The sequence below is a fragment of the Saccharothrix stipae genome (assembly GCF_054781895.1).
In genome coordinates this window covers 201492-219491 of sequence record NZ_BAAGTN010000031.1, presented here as the reverse complement: position 1 = coordinate 219491, position 18000 = coordinate 201492, and the positions used below count along the sequence as shown (strand labels likewise).

Genomic DNA, 18000 nt, shown 5'->3' with positions numbered 1-18000 from the left:
CCCCTTCCCGCTGCCCGGGTGGGAAAGCACGCCGATGCGCCCGTTACGCCCTTGGCACCGGCCATCGCACCGCGACTACTACGTGGCCGTGGACGGCGCCGAAGAGGCGTTCCAGCAGTTCCGGCAGGACATGGGCGACCTGGCCGTGCTGCTGGAGTATGGCCGCCTGGTACTCGTCACCGGCGAGTCGGGCTGCGGCAAGACCGCGCTGGTCAACCGGTGCGCGGACTGGGTCGCCGGCGAGCTCGCGCGGCGCGGGATGCGCGGCGTCGTGCTCGACCTGACCGGCTGCCTGCCGACCGACCAGGAGCTCTCCATCGACGAGCGCACGGTCGAGGTCTGCGACCAGATGTTCGACCTGCTCGTCGACCACGACGCGCTGCGGCCCGAGGCGGCCGACCGGCTGGCCGACGACCGCAACGTGCCGCGCCGCGTCTTCCCCCGGCTGGGCCGGGCGTTGCGCGCGGAAGTCGCGCTGATCGTGCTGCTGCCCAGTCCGAACGAGCTGGTGGACGAGGTGATCCGCTATGCGCGGGTGCTCAGCAACGCGAAAGTGTTGTTCCTGACCGAATCCGCGTACCTGGGCACGGACGAAGTGGCGGACGTCGTGCGCCAACTGGAAACCTGGGTGCCACCGATCACGCTGCACGTGGGTCCGCTCGATCCCGGTGACGCACAGCGATTCGCCGAAGACCGGCTGTCACGTCACGCGGCAGCGGGAACTTATCCACGGATGAGTGATGACGCGATCGAATTGGTGGCCAAGCACTGCCAATCGGTCGCGATGCTGCAAAGGTTCCTGCACGGCACCTACGAGCACAAACTCGAAACGGGGCTAGGCTACACCGAAGCCGATCTGGTGACCGTCGAGGACATCAGAGCGTTCTTGAACACGAAGTCCCGGAATGGACTGGGGAATGGGCCATGAGCGGTAGCAGCGATCTCCCGCCCCCGCGGAAGAACCCCTTCTCGCCGATGGCGGTCGCCCGGATCACGGACTTCGACGCCGACCCCGACGCGGTCGACGTGGCGATCACCACCGACGCGACGCGGCAGGCGCTGGCGCACCTCACCTCCTACCTCGACGCGCCACCCGCGCGCGGCGGGCGCGACCGCACCGGGACCGTGGTGGCCGTGCTCGGCGACTACGGCACCGGCAAGACGCACCTCGCCGTGCGGCTGGTCCGGCACGCCAGGCAGGTGCTGGCCGACCCGACGCACGCGCTGTACCTCGACGCGACGGCGGAGAGCTTCATCGAGCTGTACCGGCGGTTCATGCAGAAGCTCGGCCGCGAGGGGGTGCGCGCGCAGGTCAGCGAGTACTACGCGGACATCGTCGCCGACTCGCTCCAGAGCAGCGGGCTGACCAGCGACATGCTGGAGTGGCTCGGCAGCAGGCAGCTGGAGCCGCAGGAGGTCGTCGAGCGGCTTGGCCTGATGGAGAGCGCGCTGCTGCGCAAGGTCCAGGACACGCTGCGCGAGGTCACCAACAACAAGGACTTCGGCACCGCGCTCACCCTGCTGCTGCGGCCGGGGTTCGAGCACTCGGTGTGGTCGTGGCTGCTCGGCGGCGCGCCGGACCAGGTGCTGGTGGAGCGGGGCATCGCCACGCCGATCGACACCGAGGTGGCCGCGCTGGAGGCGATGGGCGTGTTCGCCCTGCTGTTCGGCGGCAGGCAGCGGCGGTTCGTGCTGGCCGTCGACGAGCTGGACAAGATCTTCTCCGCGGACAGCCGCCCGCAGGCCCGCACCATGGCCGCGTTCCAGACGTTGCTGCAGGTGTTCGCCAAGGCCGGGGCGTGCCTGGTGCTGTGCGGACTGCCGGACTTCACGTCCGTGCTGCCGCCCGCCGTGCGGCAGCGCATCCCGTACACGGTGGTGATGTCCGGGCTGAGCCAGGGCGAGGTGCGCGAGTTCGTCAGGCTGGCGCAGGAGCAGGTGTTCGGCGCACCGCAGCTCACGCCGTTCACCGTGGACACCACGCGGTACCTGCGGGACATCGCGCGGGGCAACGCGCGCAACGTGATCCGGTTGTGCCACCGGGTGTTCCGGATGGCCGACGACCTGTCCCGCGCGCCGGGGCACGAGTTCGCGGTCACCGAGGACATGGTGCGGCAGGCGGCGCGCGACCTGTTCGGCTCGTTGAGCGCGGACGACATCGACGGCGTGGTGCGCAGGCTGCTCGACGCCAACGGCTGGGACTACCTGCACCGGCACCTGCTCGGCGTGGCCGCGGAGTCGCTGGTGGACTTCTGGGTCACCTTCCCCGAGCACACCGGCGGGTGCGCCGTGCTGATCACCCGGTCGTTGCTGGACAACACCGACCTGGGCGTCGTGCTGCGGCGGGTCTCGGCGGTGCGCGAGGCCGACCCGGACGCCGAGCTCATCCTGGTGGTCAACGGCGTGGTGGCGGACGGCGTGGCGATCCAGCTGCGGGAGCTGCTCGGCCGTGAGCCGCTGGTGTACGTCGACCGGACGTTCGCCGACGACTTCAAGGCGCTGGTGGGCGCGACGAGCAGGCGGTTGGGCGGGGAGGCGGACCCGTTGACCGCGCTGCGGTTGCGGATGGAGCAGTTGGCCAAGCAGCAGTCGAGCATCTACGGGTTCATCGAGCACCTGACCGAGCACGTGGACGGGGTGCGGGCGTCGTCGGACCGGCAGCTCGGCGCGATCCAGCGGCAGCTCGGGGTGCTGGTGAGCGGCACGTCGACGCGGGAGGGGTCGTCGGCGGCCTCGTCGTCGACGAGCAGGCTGCCGGGTGAGGTGGAGCGGCTGTTCCGGGACGCGGTGGACGCGTTGGAGGACCTGACGCAGGCCGACGCGATGTTCCAGGAGGCGTTCGACCACGGGCCGTCCGACACGCAGGAGGCGGTGCACCGGCGGCTGCGGACGCCGGAGTTCACGCTGGCCGCGACGCAGGCGGTGTTCCTGCAGAAGGCCGTGCAGGCGTTCCGGGCGGCGGTGTCGCAGTGGTACCAGTCGCCCGGGGACACCGACGCGGAGGACCGGCTGGAGGAGCTGTGCGGCATCTACGACGGGATCGTGGAGTTCCTGCCGCTGTTCCTGCTGGAACCGCTGTTCAAGCTGCCGCCGTGGTCCGCGCGGGTGGGCGGCCTGGTGGCCGAGGTGAGCCAGGGTTCCCGCCGGACCCGCGTGCAGCAGGCGTTGCGCGACCTGAGCCCCCGCGTCCGCCGCGCGGTCTTCCGCTCGTCCCGCCTGACCTGAACGTTGAACTCGGGGTACCTGAACGTAGGACACGCGCGTTCCGAACGTAGGACACGCGCGGCGTGAACGTAGGACTCTCGCGAGAGTCCTACGTTCGGGGGGCGAGAGTCCTGCGTTCGGGATAGGTGAGTTCGACGTTCAGGGCGTGGGTTTGACCTGGTAGGGCGCGGCGATCTGCGGTGCGGGAGCCGGGTTGAGCGGCACGCGGGGTACCGGCCTCGACCGGCGGACGGCGGGCGTGGCCGAGACGTCGAAGTCCCGCTGGGCGACCGCGGGCGGGAAGGGCAGGCGGTCGTAGGCGCCGTTGGCCAAGGCGTGCAGCAGGTTCACCACGACGACGGCGGGCGCGACCACGGCGATGGCGCCCGGGAACGTCGGTTCCAGCAGCAACGCCAGGATGATCGCGGTCAGCCCGTTCTGCTGGCCCAGCGCCAACCGCACCCGGTCGCCGCGCCACCGCTTCGGCACCGTCAGCCCGAACGCCACCACGGCCTGCGCGCCGAACGCCGCCACGCCCAGCACCGCGCCCACCCCGGCCAGCACCCAGCTGAACTCGGCGGCCAGCACCAGCCCGACCGCGGCGATGGCCAGGAACATGCCCGCCTCCGCCAGCCCGTCGACCCACCGCCCCAGGTTCGGCCGGAAGAACAGCCCCAGCAGCGCCAACGCCAGCAGCAACGCGTACTGCACCGCGACGAAACCGACGGCCAACACCGCCACCACCATCACCGCGCGCACCGCGTACCGGACCGCCCGACCGCCCGCCTCGGCCCGCCGCACCCGCCCGCGCACCAGCGTCCACAGCATGAACGCCACCCCGGCCAACGCCAGGTTCAGCACCAGGTTGACCGCGAACGACCCCGCGCCGCCCACCGCCCCGCCCCGCAACGCGAACGCGGTGATGTACACGGTCAGCAGCACGGTGATCGGGTCGTCGAACGACGCCCACGCCGACAGCAGCGCCTTCGCCGAGTCCGACATCCGCGACTTGGCCCGCATCGCGGCCACCGACAGCGGGTCGATCTGCGCCACCGCCACGGCCAGGATCAGGTGGTTCGGCTCGCGGAACACGAAGAACATCACGCCGAAGATCAGCGCCACTTTCGCGAGCACCCCGAGCGTGACCGCGATGACCACCGTGCGCAGTTGTCTGCGGAATTCCGCGATCACAATACCGCTGGTGCTCGCGTACAAACCGAAACCGAGCAGCGCGGTGATGAAAAACCCGTACACCGGTGACTGGTCGACCTCGTGGAGTCCGAACTGCCACGCGGCGAGCCACCCCGCGCCAAGGGCCGAGAGGAGCGCGGCCGAACGGATCACGGGCGTCACCATTCCACGGTAGGCAGGCGTGTGCGGGCGTTCAAGGACCGATTGGAGTGAGTTCGACGGCCAACGCGGACATTCGATCATCCGCCGCCCGCACCCGTGCCTGGTCGATCGTCACGCCTACCAGGTATTCCCCGGCGCGCAACCGGTAGTAGTAGATCGCGCCCATCTCGACGTCCAGCACGAACCGTTCCATCAACCCGCCGACCACGGGCTTCACCGCCCGGTTCAGCTTGGTCGTCAACGCGCCCAGCTCCTGCACGAACCCGTGGTAGAACCGGCGCCGCGCGTCCACGGTGATCTGCTTGAAGAACGGCGCCAGCGACGGGTCGGCCAGGCAGTCGACCATCGCCCGCACCTCGCCGTCGACGACGTGCGCGACCAGGTGCAGGTCCTGCGGCCGCACGGCGGCCAGGCACGCGGTCAGCGGCCCGTCGCCCGCCGTCACGTGCGGGTGCACGTCCTCGTCGGTGGTCGACACCGGCACGACGTCCACCGCGCTCTCCCACCCGCCCGGGTTGAGCGAACCGAGGCTGAGCTGGGCGCGCAGCCGGGTGGCCAGTCCGGCCACGGCGCGGTCCGCCTCGTCCACCGCCGGGTGCCCGAACAGCGGCCCCGCGCCGGCGTGGTCGAGCACCAGGCCGACGACGTGCTCGGTCGGCACCACGGAGTCGCAGAACAGCGCGCCCTCCTCGGTGTGCAGCACGGCGCGGATGAGCCGGCCCGTGCGCACCTCCTGCAACGTCCGGTCCACCGTGGCGACCTGGAACGTCAGGTGCCTGCCGAGCCGCTTGAGCTCCTCGCGGCGGGTGCCGCCGGGCAACGCGTCCGGCGCGGGCGCCGGGTCGCCGAGGGCGTCGACGCCGAAGTCGAACACGCCGCTGCTGTAGTGCGCGAGGTAGTGCAGCGCCGGGCTGTCGGTGATCGTCTCCCGGCACGCCTGCCTGGCCAGGTCGAACTCGGGGCCGACGTGCTCGGCCTGGTCCTCGTGCAGCTCCACGCCGGTCCCTCCTGCGCGCTCAGGTGTGCGGGATGTCGACATCGCACTCCCGCCAGTCCTGGTCGGTCGGGTGCGCCGCGAGCCGCGCGTCGTGCGCCGCCACGGCGGTGTGCGGGTGATCCTGCCCCAGGAACTCCAGGCAGTCGGTGTGGGCTTCGGCGATCAGCTCGGCGGCCCGGTCCGCCTCGCCGGCCGCGGCGAGCACCCGTGCCTCGTCGACGGCCGCCGCCAGCGTCCACGGGTGCGTGTCGCCGAGCCGCGCGCGCAAGGTCCGCGCCGCGGCCTCCACCTGGTCGACCGCGCCGGTGACGTCGCCCGCCGCGCGCATCGCCAGGCCGAGGCCCAGCTTGCACAGCGCCACGAACGGGTGGTCGTCGCGCAGCCCGACGTGCTGCTGGAACCCGTTCAACGCGGTGCGCGCGAGCTCGACCGCCAGCTCGGGGTCGACGCCGACCCGGCGGTGGTCGGCGGCGAAGCTCAGCGCGCAGCCCAGCGTGTACGGGTGGTGCGGGCCGAGGAGCTCGCGGTAGTCCCGCAACGCCTTGCCGGTGCGTTCCTTGGCCTCCTTGGCCCGGCCCACCAGCCGCAACGCGATCGCGCGGTTCCACTGCACGCCGATCTGGACCTGGTTCAGCTCGTGCCGCAGCGCCTGCAACTGCTGCGACGCGAACAGCAGCGAGTCCAACGCCTCCGGGTAGCGGCCCAGTTCCCGCTGGTACAGGCCGATCTGCGCGAGCGTGGCCCACGTACGCACGTCACCCGTGCCGAACAGGCGGCGGCGCCTGCGGTAGTTGTCCTCCTCCAGCGCGAGCGCACCCGCCGCGTCACCGGACAGGAACATCGAGGACGCCAGGTTGTTCGCGGCGCGGCGGGTGTCCGGGTGGTCCTCGCCGAGCACCGAGCGCAGACCCTCCCAGGTGGCCTGGTCCTCGGCCAGCGCCTCGGCGAACAGGCCGAGCCCGCGCAGGTCGCCACCGCGGCCGCGGGCGGTGATCAGCGGACGCGGGTGGGTCAGGTCCAGCGCGCGCCGCTGCTGGGCCAGCGCCAGGTCGTCCAGCCTCAACGCCTCGGCCGGGTCGCCGAGCACGCGGTGCACGTTGGCCAGTTCGGTGGCCAGCCGGTTGCGCAGCGGGTCGGCGGTGCCGAACTTCCCGGTCCACTCCTCCAGCAGGTCGCGCGCCGGCCCCAGCGCGGCCCGGCGCACGCCCGCGCCGCCGTCGGTGAACAGGAACCGCACCTGGTTGACCAGCCAGCGACGCACCTTCGGGTCGTCGCTGCCCAGCGCGCCGGACGGGATGACGTGCTTCTGCAGCTCGGTGAACCGGGCCTTCCTGGTCGGCGAGGTGTCCTCCACCTCGGTCGGCGCCAGCGCGGCCAGCGCGCCGAGCACGTCGGCCCGCCGCTCCTCCCGTTCGGCCGGGGTCATCCGGCCGCGCAGCGCGCGCTGCACGACACGGTGCGGGCGCAGCGAGTACTGGTCGCCCCAGTCGACCCGGAACAGCCCGTACCGCGCGCCGTACCAGAGCACGCGGTCGATCTCGGCGGCGTCGAGCTCCAACGGCTCGGCGTCCACGCCGCCCGCCGCGATCACCCGGGCGAGGAACGCGGGCGAGCGCACCAGCGCCAGGTCCGCGCCCTCCGGTGACAGGAACGCGCACAGCTGGGCGACCAGCACCGCCAGCCGGCCGGTGGCGTTGGCGCGCAACGCGTCCACGGCGACGTCGACGACCCGCGCCACACCGTCCACTTCGGACCGACCGAGGCGTTCGAACAGGGTGCGGGTGGCCCAGGTCGCGGCGTCGGCGTCCCGGGAGCCCGCGCCCACCTCGGCCCGCGCCGTGCCGGCGAGCCAGGACGACACCAGGTCCAGCGCCAGCGGCAGGTGGTCGACGGCGTCCGCGACCCGTCGCGCGTCTTGCGCGGTCAACCCCGACACGCGGTCCAGCAGCAGGCGCACGCTGTCGTCGGCGCGCATCGGCACCAGTTCGACGGCCGGCCCGGTCGCCGGCCCGGAGGTGATCAGCACGTGCCCGGTGGCGCCCGTCGGCAGCAGGTCCGCGATCAGGTCGGGGTCGTCGGCGTTGTCGTAGACGAGCAGGAACCGCGCGTACGCCGGGTCGTCGGACAGGCGTTCCAGCGCGGACAGGGTGCCGTAGTCGGTCGAGCCGGGTTGGCGCAGCCGGACCGCCAGCTCGGCCAGGCCGCTCAGCACGGACTGCCGGTCGTGCGCGGACAACCACCACACCGCGGCGTAGTCCGACGAGAACCGGTAGGCGTACTCCAGCGCCAGCTCGCTCTTGCCGACGCCGGGCACGCCGTTGACCGTCACCACCGCCCGCGCGTCGCCCGCCCGGGCGAACCGGTCGCGCAACGCCTCCAACTCCTCGTCACGGCCGACGAAACCGGGGTGGCGCGGTGGCAGGTCGAACACGGTCGGGTCGCTGCCGGGCACCCTCATACCGGGCTCGTGCACCGTGCCGGGCCGGTCGATCAGGCCGAAGTGGCTGAGCAGCCGGGCGCTCAACGTGTCCGGGGTGTGGTCGTGCACGGCCAGCGCGCCCGCCGCGGGCTCGTCCTCCGACAGCTGCAACCGCAGCACCGTCAGCGGCACGGCGGGCAGCTCCACCGGGCCCAGGTGCGGCGAGGACAGCACCACCACGCCCGGCGGCACGTCGGCCTCGAACCACTCCCCCGCGTCGGGCAGGCGGCGGACCTGCGCGCCCGCGCGTTCCAGCTGGCCGCGCACCCAGTCCGCCCAGGGCCGGTCACGCGGGGCGTGCACGACGACCACGCGGTCCGGCTCGGTCGTCGACGTCAGCCCGAACACCCGCCGGTAGCGGGCGCGCAGCACCGGTGACACCGGGACGACCTCGGTGACCGCGCCGTCGGTCACCGCCGCGGCGAGCCGGCCGTACTGGGCTTCCAGCGCGCCGCCGCTCGTCGGCTCCTCGACCAGGATCGCCAGCAGCGGGTCGAACGCGTCGAAGGGCCGGTACGGGATCTCGATCGTGCCGCCGTCCGGCACCCGTTTCGCCTGGCCCGCGAGCAGTTCGGCGAACGCGGCGTGGATCGCCGACCGGATGCGCTGCGCCCGTGACAGCTCGTCGGCGTCGTCGAACAGCGTGGCCACCGGCACCACGTCGATCCGGATCGGCGCGCGCTTGCGCAGCCGTGCGGCCAGGTCCGCCGCGTCGGCGATGGCCCGGGGACGCGGGCGGAAGCACACCACGGCCAGCTCGCACAGCGTCGCGATCAGCGTCAGCGACTCGTCCCCCGCGCCCGTCGGCGCGTCGATCAGCACCTGGTCGTACTCGGACTCGGCCAACCGCGCGCGCAGTTCGGCGATCACGCCCGCGTCACCGTGCCTGCTCTCCGGCTGCGGGCGGCCCGCCGCGTCGGTCGGCATCGGCGACACCACGTCGACGTGACCCGGCTCGGCGACGTCGCCCGCGGGCGGCGCGAACCGCTCGACCGCGGGCACCGACTCCTCCTCGCGCAACGGCTCCGCCCGGTACGCGGCGAGCAGGCCGCGACCTAACGCGTCCGGCAGTCCCCGCCGTGCCACCAGGAACGGCTCCAGGTACTCGCGCACCCGCGGCACCTCCGAGCCCCAGTCCACCACCAGGACCCGTTGCCCGGCCGCGGCCAACGCCCACGCCAGGTTCGCCACCGCGCTGGTCCGGCCGGTTCCCCCGGTCGCGGACAGGAAGGCGGTGACCCCGGTGTGGCCCGAGGTGGTGCGCGGGGTGCTCATCTGCTGCTCCAAGGCGGCGGGGGACTCGGGAATACCGGGAACGCGGGTCGCGCGTCCGCGACTCAGCCGCGTTTCACCCGATCGGCAGCAGTCACAGGGAACTCTCGAACGCGGCGAACCGGTTGGGCAGTTCGGCGTTCTCCGCGAGGATCCGGTGCAGCGCGGCGCGCAGCGCGGTGTCCGGCAGATCCGCCAGTCGGGCCAGGTCCACGCCCGTGACGTCCAGCAGTTCGGACTCCAGGACGGGTTCGGAAGCCATGTGCGACGTACCCCCTCACCGCAATGCTGCGGGTTTCCCCGCTCCTCGCCTGATTGCCGGCCGACACCGGTGGCGCACTTCCATCGTAGTGAACGACAACGGTCACCGTCGGGAATCCTCCGATCGGCGGAGGCAGCGGGCGGCGGGCCGTGTTTGATTGCAGGTGGGTCTTGATTGCCGGCGGATCTCGATTGCCGGTGGCGTGGCCGGAAAACGCGGGGGGTTGCCGACTGTGAACCCGGGGAATGGGTTGCCGTTCCGCCAGTTCGTCCTGAAGGTGCACGGCAGGTGCAACCTGGCGTGCGACTACTGCTACGTCTACGAACTGGCCGACCAGCGGTGGCGTTCCCGGCCGAGGGCGATGTCGCCCCGGATCGTCGCGCACACCGCCGAACGGGTGGCCGAACACGTGCGCGGGCACGGGTTGTCCGAGGTGGAAGTGGTGTTGCACGGCGGTGAGCCGCTGCTCGCCGGACGTGCCGCGATCGAATCGCTGGTCGGGGCGTTCCGCTCGGTGGTGCCCGCGCGGGTCCGGTTCACCGTGCAGACGAACGGGACGCTGCTGGACCGCGAATTCCTGGACTTGTTCTCCGCGCTCGACGTTCGGGTCGGGGTGAGCGTGGACGGCACGCCCGAAGCGCACGACCGGCACCGCGTGCGGCCGGACGGCACCGGGAGTTGGGCGTCGGTGCGCGCGGCGTTGACGTCGTTGCGTTCGTTCCCGGAGGTGTACGGCGGTTTGCTGTGCGTGGTCGACGTGCGGGACGACCCGGTGCGCGTCTACGAGTCGTTGCTGGAATTCTCGCCGCCCGCGGTGGATTTCCTGCTGCCGCACGGCAACTGGTCGGCACCGCCGCCGGGCCGGGTCGCGGGTGCCGGCTCGACGCCGTACGCGGAGTGGCTGATCGCCGTGTTCGACGTCTGGTACGGCCGGCCGCGGACCCGCGTTCGGCTGTTCGAGGAGTTGTTGGCGGTGCTGCTGGGCGGGCGTTCCGGGGTGGAGGGCATCGGGTTGACCCCGTCGGCGCAGGTCGTGGTGGAGACCGACGGCACGATCGAGGCGTCGGACATCCTGGCGTCGTCGTCACCCGAGGCGTCGGCGACGGGGCTGCACGTGGCGCGCGATCCGTTCGACGCGGCGTTGGACCTGCCGGACGTGCGCGCCGGTCGTTCGGGGTTGGCCGGGTTGTCCGACGAGTGCCGGCGGTGCCCGGTGGTGTCGGCGTGCGGCGGCGGGTTGCGGGCGCACCGGTTCCTGGAGGGGGCCGGGTTCGACCGGCCCTCGGTGTACTGCGCGGACCTGGCGCGGCTGATCGGGCACGTGCGGTCGCGGGTGGCCGCGGACCTGGCGGCGCTGGCGTGACGGTCGCGCCGTTCCGGGTCTCCGCCGCGGACTTCGCCGCCCTCGCCCGCGGCGGGGGTGGGCCGTCGGTGGTGCGCACGTTGCGGCTGGCGCGGCGCAGCCGGACGTTGCTGCTGATCCGGTCCATCGCGGCGGATCCGGCGGCACGGCCCGCGTTCTCGCTGTTGCGCGAGGTGGCGCGGGTGGCGCCGGGTGCGGTGGACCGGGTGCTGGACCACCCGTCAGTCGGTGCCTGGGCGACGCGGACGGCGTTGGCGGGTGCCGCGGCCCGTCCGGCGGAGTTGGCGTTCACGGCGGCCGCGGCGGCGGTGCGGGCCGGGGTGGCGGTGGAGCTGGAGTTCCCGCCGGTGGAGGTGTTCTCGCTGCCGTCGTTGGGCGTGGTGGTGGGGCCCGGGTTGGCTTACGAGCCGTTGCCGGAGATCGACCTGGGCGGTGTGGCGCTCCAGGTGGACCTGTGGGCGGGCGGCGGGGTGCCGGACGGGCTGCCGGTGGCCGCTTCGGTGGACCTGCCGTGGTGGCGTGACGCGGTCGGTTCGGCGTGGGGGTTGCTGCGGCGCGACCACCCGGCCCTGGCCGCGGAGTTCGCGGAGGTCGTGTCGGTGCTGACGCCGATGCCGTCGTCGCCGACGGGTACGAGCAGCGCGACGTTGGCCGACGCGTTCGGGTGCGTGTTCCTGTCGCCGATGCCGGACGCGGAGACGTTGGCCGTGACGCTCGTGCACGAGGCGCAGCACAGCAAGCTGGTGGCGTTGATGGACCTGTTCGCGCTGGTCGAGCCGGGTCGGGAGGCGTTGTTCTACGCGCCGTGGCGGGAAGACCCCCGGCCGGCGGCGGGCCTGCTGCACGGCACGTACGCGCACCTGGGCGTGGCCCGGTTCTGGCGCTCCCGGCCCGGTGCGGCCGCGCGGGTCGAGTACGCGCGCTGGCGCTCGGCCGCCCTGATCGCCGCCGAGACGCTCCTGGCCAGCGGCCGGCTGACCCCGACCGGCACCGCGTTCGTCACCGAGATGGCCACCGTCCTGCGCGCCTGGTGCGCCGAACCCCTGCCACCGGCGGCCCTGGCCGTCGCCGAAGCCGAGGCCACCGCCCACCACACCCGCTGGCAAGCCGCCCACGGCCACACCCGAACGTAGAACTCGGGGTACGCGAACGTAGGACTCTCGCGTTCCGAACGTAGGACACGCCCGACCTGAACGTACGACTCACCCCCGCCGAACGTAGGACTCTCGCGCGTGTCCTACGTTGGGAACGCGCGTGTCCTACGTTCAGGACGCGAGAGTCCTACGTTCAGGACGGGTGAGTTCTGCGTTCGGGGTGGGTGGGTTCTGCGTTTGGGGTGGTGGGGGTCGCAGTCGGGCGACTCGCCGGGTGTGGTCCGCCGGGTTGGCGGGGTCGGCCGCGATACTGCCCGCCATGCTCAACGCCGACGGCCACAAGGTGCACTCCCCGGCCGACCTGGTGGACCTGTTGGAGTGCGAACACCGCACCCGGTTGGCGCTGGCCCTGGCGGCCGGGTTGCCCGGCGCACCCGTGCCGGACGAGCGGACGAACGGCCTGGCCACCCGGCACGGCATCGCGCACGAGCAAGCCGTCCTGGCACGGTTGCGCGCCGAGCACCACGTGGTCGAGATCCCGCAGCCCGCGCCGACGCACGAAGCGCTCACCCGGGCCGCCGAGCAGACGAACGAAGCCATCACCGCCCGGGCACCGGTCATCTACCAGGCCGTCTTCTACGCCGACGGCTTCCACGGCCGCGCCGACTTCCTGGTCGCCACCGACCGCGGCTACGAGCCGCACGACGCCAAGCTCGCCCGGCACGCCACCCCGGCCGCCGTCGTCCAGCTCACCGCCTACGCCAACGCGCTCAAGCACCACGCGGGCCCCGCCATGCACCTGCTGCTCGGCGACGGCACCACCAAGACGTTCCAGGTCGCCGACTTCCTCCCGCTGGTCCGCGACCTCCAGACCCGCCTCACCGCCCGCCTCGCCGCACCCGCCACCCTGCCCGAACGCCTGTGGGACGACGAACGCCCCGCCTGCGCCACGTGCCGGTTCGGCAGGCACTGCGCCACCGGCCGGGACACCGACCGCGACCTGTCCCTGGTCGCCGGCATCCGCACCGACCAGCGCCGCAAGCTCGTCGCCGCCGGCCTGGGCACGATCGACGCCCTGGCCAACGCCACCCGCGCCGACCGCCCCGCCACGATGTCCGCCGCCACGTTCACCGGCCTGCGCGCCCAGGCCGCGCTCCAGGTCATCCAGGACGACTCGCGCACCGAGGACGACCCGATCGGCAAGGTCGCCTACGAGGTCGTCGCCCCGGAAGCCCTGGCCGCGCTGCCCGTGCCGAGCCCGGGCGACCTGTTCTTCGACATGGAGGGCGACCCGTTCGCGCTGGGTGGCGAGGGCCTGGAGTACCTGTTCGGCGTGGTCGACGCGGACGAGAGGTTCACACCGTTCTGGGCGCACACCCGGCCGCAGGAGAAGGCGGCGTTCGAGCGGTTCGTCGACCTCGCCACGACGACCCTGGAACAACACCCGGAAGCGCACGTCTACCACTACGCGCCTTACGAGGTGAACGCGCTCAAGAAGCTCGCGGCCCTGCACGGCACCCGTGAGGACGCCGTCGACCACCTGCTGCGGTCCGGCGCGCTGGTCGACCTCTACTCCGTCGTGCGCAAGGCGCTGCGCGTGTCCCAGCGGTCGTACTCGATCAAGTACCTGGAACCGCTGTACATGCCGCGGGCACGGGCGGGCGAGGTCACCAACGCCGTCTCCAGCATCGAGGCGTACGAGGAGTTCCTGGCGTTGCGCGACGTCGACCCGGCGCGCGCCGAGGAGGTCCTCACCGGCATCGCCGACTACAACACCTACGACTGCGCCTCCACGCTGCGGCTCTACCGGTTCCTGCTGGAGGTGCGCGCCGAAGCGGGCATCGAGCCGCACGTGCCGGAGCCCTCGTTCACCGAGGAGATCGAGGACGAGATCGCCGCGCAACGCCGCGCCGAACGCGCCGAACGCCTCGCCGCCGTGGTCGACCCGCTGCTGGCGGGCCTGCCCGACAACCCGGCGGAGGCGACCGACGACGAACGGGCGCGGGCGTTGCTGGCCGCCGCCGTCGGCTACCACCGGCGGGAGACGAACCCGGCGTGGTGGGACTTCTTCCGGCAGATGGCTGCCCCGTTGAGCGAGCTGGAGTCCGACAGCGCGTGCGCGGTGCCGGTGTCGGTCCGGGCGCAGGACTGGGCGATGCCGTCCGGGCGGGTCCGCAAGGCCAAGCGCGAGGTGCGCTTGTGGTGCGACCCGGACCGGCCGCACCCGTTCGCGGCGGGTGACCAGGTCCGGCTGCTCTACCCCGGCACGCCCGCGAACGTGACCCGTGACGCGGTGGTGCTCGCCGAGTCGGCCGAGGACATGGTGGTGCTGGAGAGCGTCGCCACCGACGAGGTGCACGGCGAACGGCCCGTCGCGGTGCTGCCGGGCAGCCCGGTCCGGCCCACGCCGAAGGACGAGGCGGTCTACGACCTGGCGCGCGACGTGGTGGACGGGTTGCCCGAGCTGCCGCCGCACCCCGGCATCGACCTCGTCCGCCGCACGCCGCCGCGCCTGAAGACCGGTGCGCTGCCCCGTGGCGACGACCTGATCGCGGACGTGATCGCGGCGGTGGACGCCCTGGACGGCTCCACGCTGGCCGTGCAGGGTCCGCCGGGCGCGGGCAAGACCTACCTGGCGGGACGGCTGATCGCGCACCTGATCCGCGGCGGGCGCAGCGTCGGCGTGACGTCGACCAGCCACAAAGCCGTGGAGAACGTGCTGAGCGCGGCGTTGGCGGCCGGTCGTGAGCTGGGCGTGCCGATCCCGACGGCCAAGCGCGCGAAGGGCACGCCCGCGAAGGACTGCGCGTGGGAGCAGCCGCGCGACAACCCGGCCCTGGTGCGCTGGCGCAACGACCAGGGCGGCGGGCACCTGGTCGGCGGCACCGCGTGGACGTTCGCCAACACGGCGTTGCGCGAGCAGCCGTTCGACGTGCTGATCGTGGACGAGGCCGGGCAGTTCGCGCTGGCCGACGCGCTGGCCGTGTCGACGTGCGCGCGCAACCTGGTGCTCCTGGGCGACCCGCAGCAGCTGCCGCAGGTGGTGCAGGGCACGCACCCGGCCGGTGCGGAGGCCTCGGCGCTGGGGCACCTGATCGGTGACGCCGACGTGATCCCGGCGGAGCTGGGCTACTTCCTCGACCAGACGCGGCGCATGCACCCGGCGGTGTGCGCGCCGGTGTCGAACCTGTCGTACGCCGGGCTGCTGCACGCGCACCCCAGTGCCGCCGAGCGCGGGATCGCCGGTGTGCCGTCGGGTGTGTACCTGCACTCGGTGCCCCACTCGCACAACACCACGTCGTCGATCGAGGAGGCGACGGCGGTGGTGGGCGTGGTGCGGTCGCTGTTGGGTCGCATGTGGACGGACGGGCCGAACGCGCGGGCGCTGGACGACTCGGACGTCCTGGTGGTGGCGCCGTACAACCTCCAGGTGCGCCTGGTGCGGCGTGAGCTGGAGAAGCACGGCTACGAGCACGTGCGGGTCGGCACCGTGGACCGGTTCCAGGGCCAGGAGGCGCCCGTGGTGATCACCACGATGACGTCCTCGGCGGCGGTGGACCTGCCGCGCGGGCTGGACTTCCTGTTGTCCCGCAACCGGTTGAACGTGGCGCTGTCGCGGGCGCAGGCCGTGGCGGTCGTGGTGTGCTCGCCGCGGTTGGTGGAGGCCGACATCCGCGACGTCGACCAGCTGCGCCTGGTCTCGGGGATGATCGGCCTGATGGCCGACGCCGATCGGTGGGACATCGACGGCGTCTATGCCCAAACCCTATGACCCCGGAGGTTCATCCGCTCTTAATGTCGTAGCACACGAGAACCTTCCTACCCTGCACCGAAGGAGATCGTGTGACCAGAAAGGTGCCGCGCCTCGTCCTCGGGGCGTTGATCACGACCCTCGCACTGGTGGCGACCGTCCTGGTCGGTCCGGCGTCGGCAGCTCCCGCGCCGCCGTCGGCCCTGGCCAGGACCGTCTACTACAGCGCCTCCGGCTACTCGGCGGAAGCCGACCAGGCCGCGCAGATCTGGAACTCCAGGGTGCCGAACCTGCGGATGGTCCGCAGCGGCAGCGCCACCATCCGGATCTACGCGACCACCGGCGGCGGTTCCCGGGCCTATCCCTGCGGGCTCGGGTGCGCGACGATCTACATCGACTCGCGTGACGTCGCGGCGGGTCACTCGTCGCTGCGGATCGTGGCGCACGAGATCGGGCACGGCCTCGGCCTGCCCGACACCTACAACGGCATCTGCTCGTACCTGATGTCGGGCGGCAGCGCGGGCACGTCCTGCCGCAACCCGTACCCGAACGCCCAGGAGGCGAACCGGGTGAACCAGCTCTTCGCGGGCGGCTTCGGCACCTCGACGCCGATGACGACCGACGTCTACGCGAAGGGCTGACGACGGCGGGCGGTGTGGTGCCCGGTCGCACTCCCGGCCACCACACCGCCCGGTGTCACCCGAATTGACCAAGCTCCGGTGTGAACACTTGGTCCGTGGCGTCCGTATAGGGGGATGCGTTCCCCGCCGCGCCACCGCCGTTCACAGGAGCAACCATGCAGTTCGCACGGTCCGTCCGGGCACCCCTCTGCGTCGCGGCGGTCGTCGCGGCGGTGGGCCTGCTGGCCGCCGTCCCCGCCGCCGCCCACACCCCGTCGCTCAAGACGGGCTGCCTGGACGGCAACGCCGTGCTCACCGTCGGGCTGACCCGGTACGACGGTCGCCGGCCCAATTCGGTCACCGTCGAAGACAACGGGCAGATCATCGACAACCTGAGGTTCGGCGGGTCGTTCCACAAGTCCTACAGCAAGCCCGGGACCGCGGAGCACGCCTTCACCGTCACCGTGTGGGCGTGGGACGACCCGCGCTGGGAGCGCGGCTGGTCGTTCAGGAGGACGCTGACCGTCCCGGCGTGCGTGAGACCGACGACCACCACCACTGTCCCGACGACGACAACGACCACTCCGGTCCCCGTCACGACCACCACGACCGTCACGACGACTCCCGTGGAGACCACCACCACGACGACCACGACCACCACCACGCCGTTGACGTTCGACTGGCCCACCACGCGGCCGAAGGCGGTCGTGGTGCCCGCGGCGAACGACAGCGACCTGCCGGACACGGGCGCGGACGTGACCGTCCCCCTGGTGCTCGGCGTGCTGCTGCTCAGCGGCGGTGTCGTGGTGCTCGTGGTGTTGCGCCGAAGGCTGCGGCGCTAGGTAACGGATCTACGGAAAGTAGTTACCGAACCCCGGATCGTGTTGTTACAAACCCCCCGATATGGTGGCGCGGTTCTCCTCAGCCCTTCCCTCAGGAGTCTTCACATGCAGTTCGCCAGAGTCGGTGCCCTGGTCGGCGCCGCAGTCGCCGCCGTCGCCGCGACTGTCTTCGCCGCTGTTCCCGCCTCCGCACACACCCCCGTGCTCATCGCGAAGTGCGAGGACGGCAAGACCAGCCTCAGCGTGAAGCTCACGGCCTACGCCCAGAGCACCGAGCAGAAGTCCAACCACGTCAAGGTCACCCTTGACGGCACGGACGAGTTGGAGAACAAGGACTTCGGCCGGACCTTCGAGGGTTCCTACTCCGCCAGCGGCGACGTCAAGCGCGTGTTCGTGGTCGAGGTGACCGCGCACGACGACTCCAAGTACTCCTTCAAGGAGACGAAGACCGTCGAGGCGTGCGTCGTGCCGACGACCACGACCACCACGACGACGACTACCACCACCACGACCACCACGACCGTCGGCACGCCGACGACCGGCGTCACGACCGAACTCCCGTCGGAGACGACCGACGCCCCGGCGCCGACCACCACCACCACGACCGTCGCGGTGGTGCCGGTCGGTGACACGAGCCCGCTGGCCAACACGGGTGCGAGCATCGCGGTCCCGCTGGTGATCGGCGTCGTCCTGCTCGGCGGTGGCGCTGCCCTGCTGGTCGTGCTGCGCCGGCGCGCGGCCAAGGACTAGCACCGACCGACTC

At 72.3% G+C, this 18000-nt stretch carries 12 protein-coding genes; 8 read left to right on the top strand and 4 right to left on the bottom strand.

All coding sequences use genetic code 11. The features are described 5' to 3' along the window. The first annotated feature begins 88 nt into the window (after positions 1–88). Positions 89–928 carry a hypothetical protein gene (locus tag ACYVLT_RS39365; protein WP_461125252.1) on the top strand — a complete coding sequence of 280 codons (840 nt, stop codon included), beginning with the start codon at positions 89–91 and terminating at the stop codon, positions 926–928. Next, the gene (locus ACYVLT_RS39360) at positions 925–3225 is read left to right on the top strand and encodes a hypothetical protein (RefSeq protein ID WP_461125251.1); all 2301 of its coding nucleotides are present in this window, start codon (positions 925–927) and stop codon (positions 3223–3225) included. The genes ACYVLT_RS39365 and ACYVLT_RS39360 overlap by 4 nt, the downstream gene beginning before the upstream one ends. A gap of 138 nt (positions 3226–3363) precedes the next feature. On the opposite strand, the gene ACYVLT_RS39355 is transcribed toward ACYVLT_RS39360, so the two are convergent. From ACYVLT_RS39355 to fxsA, 4 genes are all read right to left on the bottom strand, one after another. Continuing rightward, a complete protein-coding gene (locus tag ACYVLT_RS39355; protein ID WP_461125250.1) occupies positions 3364–4557 on the bottom strand; it encodes a hypothetical protein in 1194 nt (397 codons plus the stop codon). A gap of 31 nt (positions 4558–4588) precedes the next feature. Continuing rightward, the gene (locus ACYVLT_RS39350) at positions 4589–5554 is read right to left on the bottom strand and encodes a hypothetical protein (RefSeq protein ID WP_461125249.1); all 966 of its coding nucleotides are present in this window, start codon (positions 5552–5554) and stop codon (positions 4589–4591) included. 19 nt (positions 5555–5573) lie between these two features. Further along, positions 5574–9308, bottom strand: a complete 3735-nt coding sequence (gene fxsT / locus ACYVLT_RS39345) for an FxSxx-COOH system tetratricopeptide repeat protein (RefSeq protein WP_461125248.1) — start codon at positions 9306–9308, stop codon at positions 5574–5576. A gap of 91 nt (positions 9309–9399) precedes the next feature. Next, positions 9400–9567 (bottom strand): FxSxx-COOH cyclophane-containing RiPP peptide, encoded by a 168-nt coding sequence (gene fxsA / locus ACYVLT_RS39340; RefSeq protein ID WP_158851598.1) that lies wholly within the window; start codon positions 9565–9567, stop codon positions 9400–9402. A 232-nt stretch (positions 9568–9799) separates the two neighbouring features. Between fxsA and ACYVLT_RS39335 the strand changes: the two genes are divergently transcribed. The 6 genes from ACYVLT_RS39335 to ACYVLT_RS39310 all read left to right on the top strand — a co-directional run bounded on the left by ACYVLT_RS39335 (position 9800) and on the right by ACYVLT_RS39310 (position 17987). Further along, positions 9800–10930 carry an FxsB family cyclophane-forming radical SAM/SPASM peptide maturase gene (locus ACYVLT_RS39335; protein ID WP_461125247.1) on the top strand — a complete coding sequence of 377 codons (1131 nt, stop codon included), beginning with the start codon at positions 9800–9802 and terminating at the stop codon, positions 10928–10930. After that, positions 10927–12063: an aKG-HExxH-type peptide beta-hydroxylase gene (locus ACYVLT_RS39330; RefSeq protein WP_461125246.1), complete on the top strand. Its 1137-nt coding sequence runs from the start codon at positions 10927–10929 to the stop codon at positions 12061–12063. Before ACYVLT_RS39335 ends, ACYVLT_RS39330 begins: the two co-directional genes overlap by 4 nt. A 280-nt stretch (positions 12064–12343) precedes the next feature. Beyond that, a complete protein-coding gene (locus tag ACYVLT_RS39325) occupies positions 12344–15796 on the top strand; it encodes a TM0106 family RecB-like putative nuclease (RefSeq protein WP_461125245.1) in 3453 nt (1150 codons plus the stop codon). A 71-nt stretch (positions 15797–15867) separates the two neighbouring features. Then, the gene (locus tag ACYVLT_RS39320; RefSeq protein WP_461125244.1) at positions 15868–16416 is read left to right on the top strand and encodes a snapalysin family zinc-dependent metalloprotease; all 549 of its coding nucleotides are present in this window, start codon (positions 15868–15870) and stop codon (positions 16414–16416) included. Positions 16417–16571: 155 nt separating this feature from the next. Beyond that, on the top strand, positions 16572–17237 hold the full coding sequence (locus ACYVLT_RS39315) for an LPXTG cell wall anchor domain-containing protein (protein WP_461125243.1): 666 nt from the start codon (positions 16572–16574) through the stop codon (positions 17235–17237). Positions 17238–17342: 105 nt separating this feature from the next. Then, positions 17343–17987 (top strand): LPXTG cell wall anchor domain-containing protein, encoded by a 645-nt coding sequence (locus ACYVLT_RS39310; protein WP_461125242.1) that lies wholly within the window; start codon positions 17343–17345, stop codon positions 17985–17987. The last annotated feature ends 13 nt before the right edge of the window (positions 17988–18000 follow it).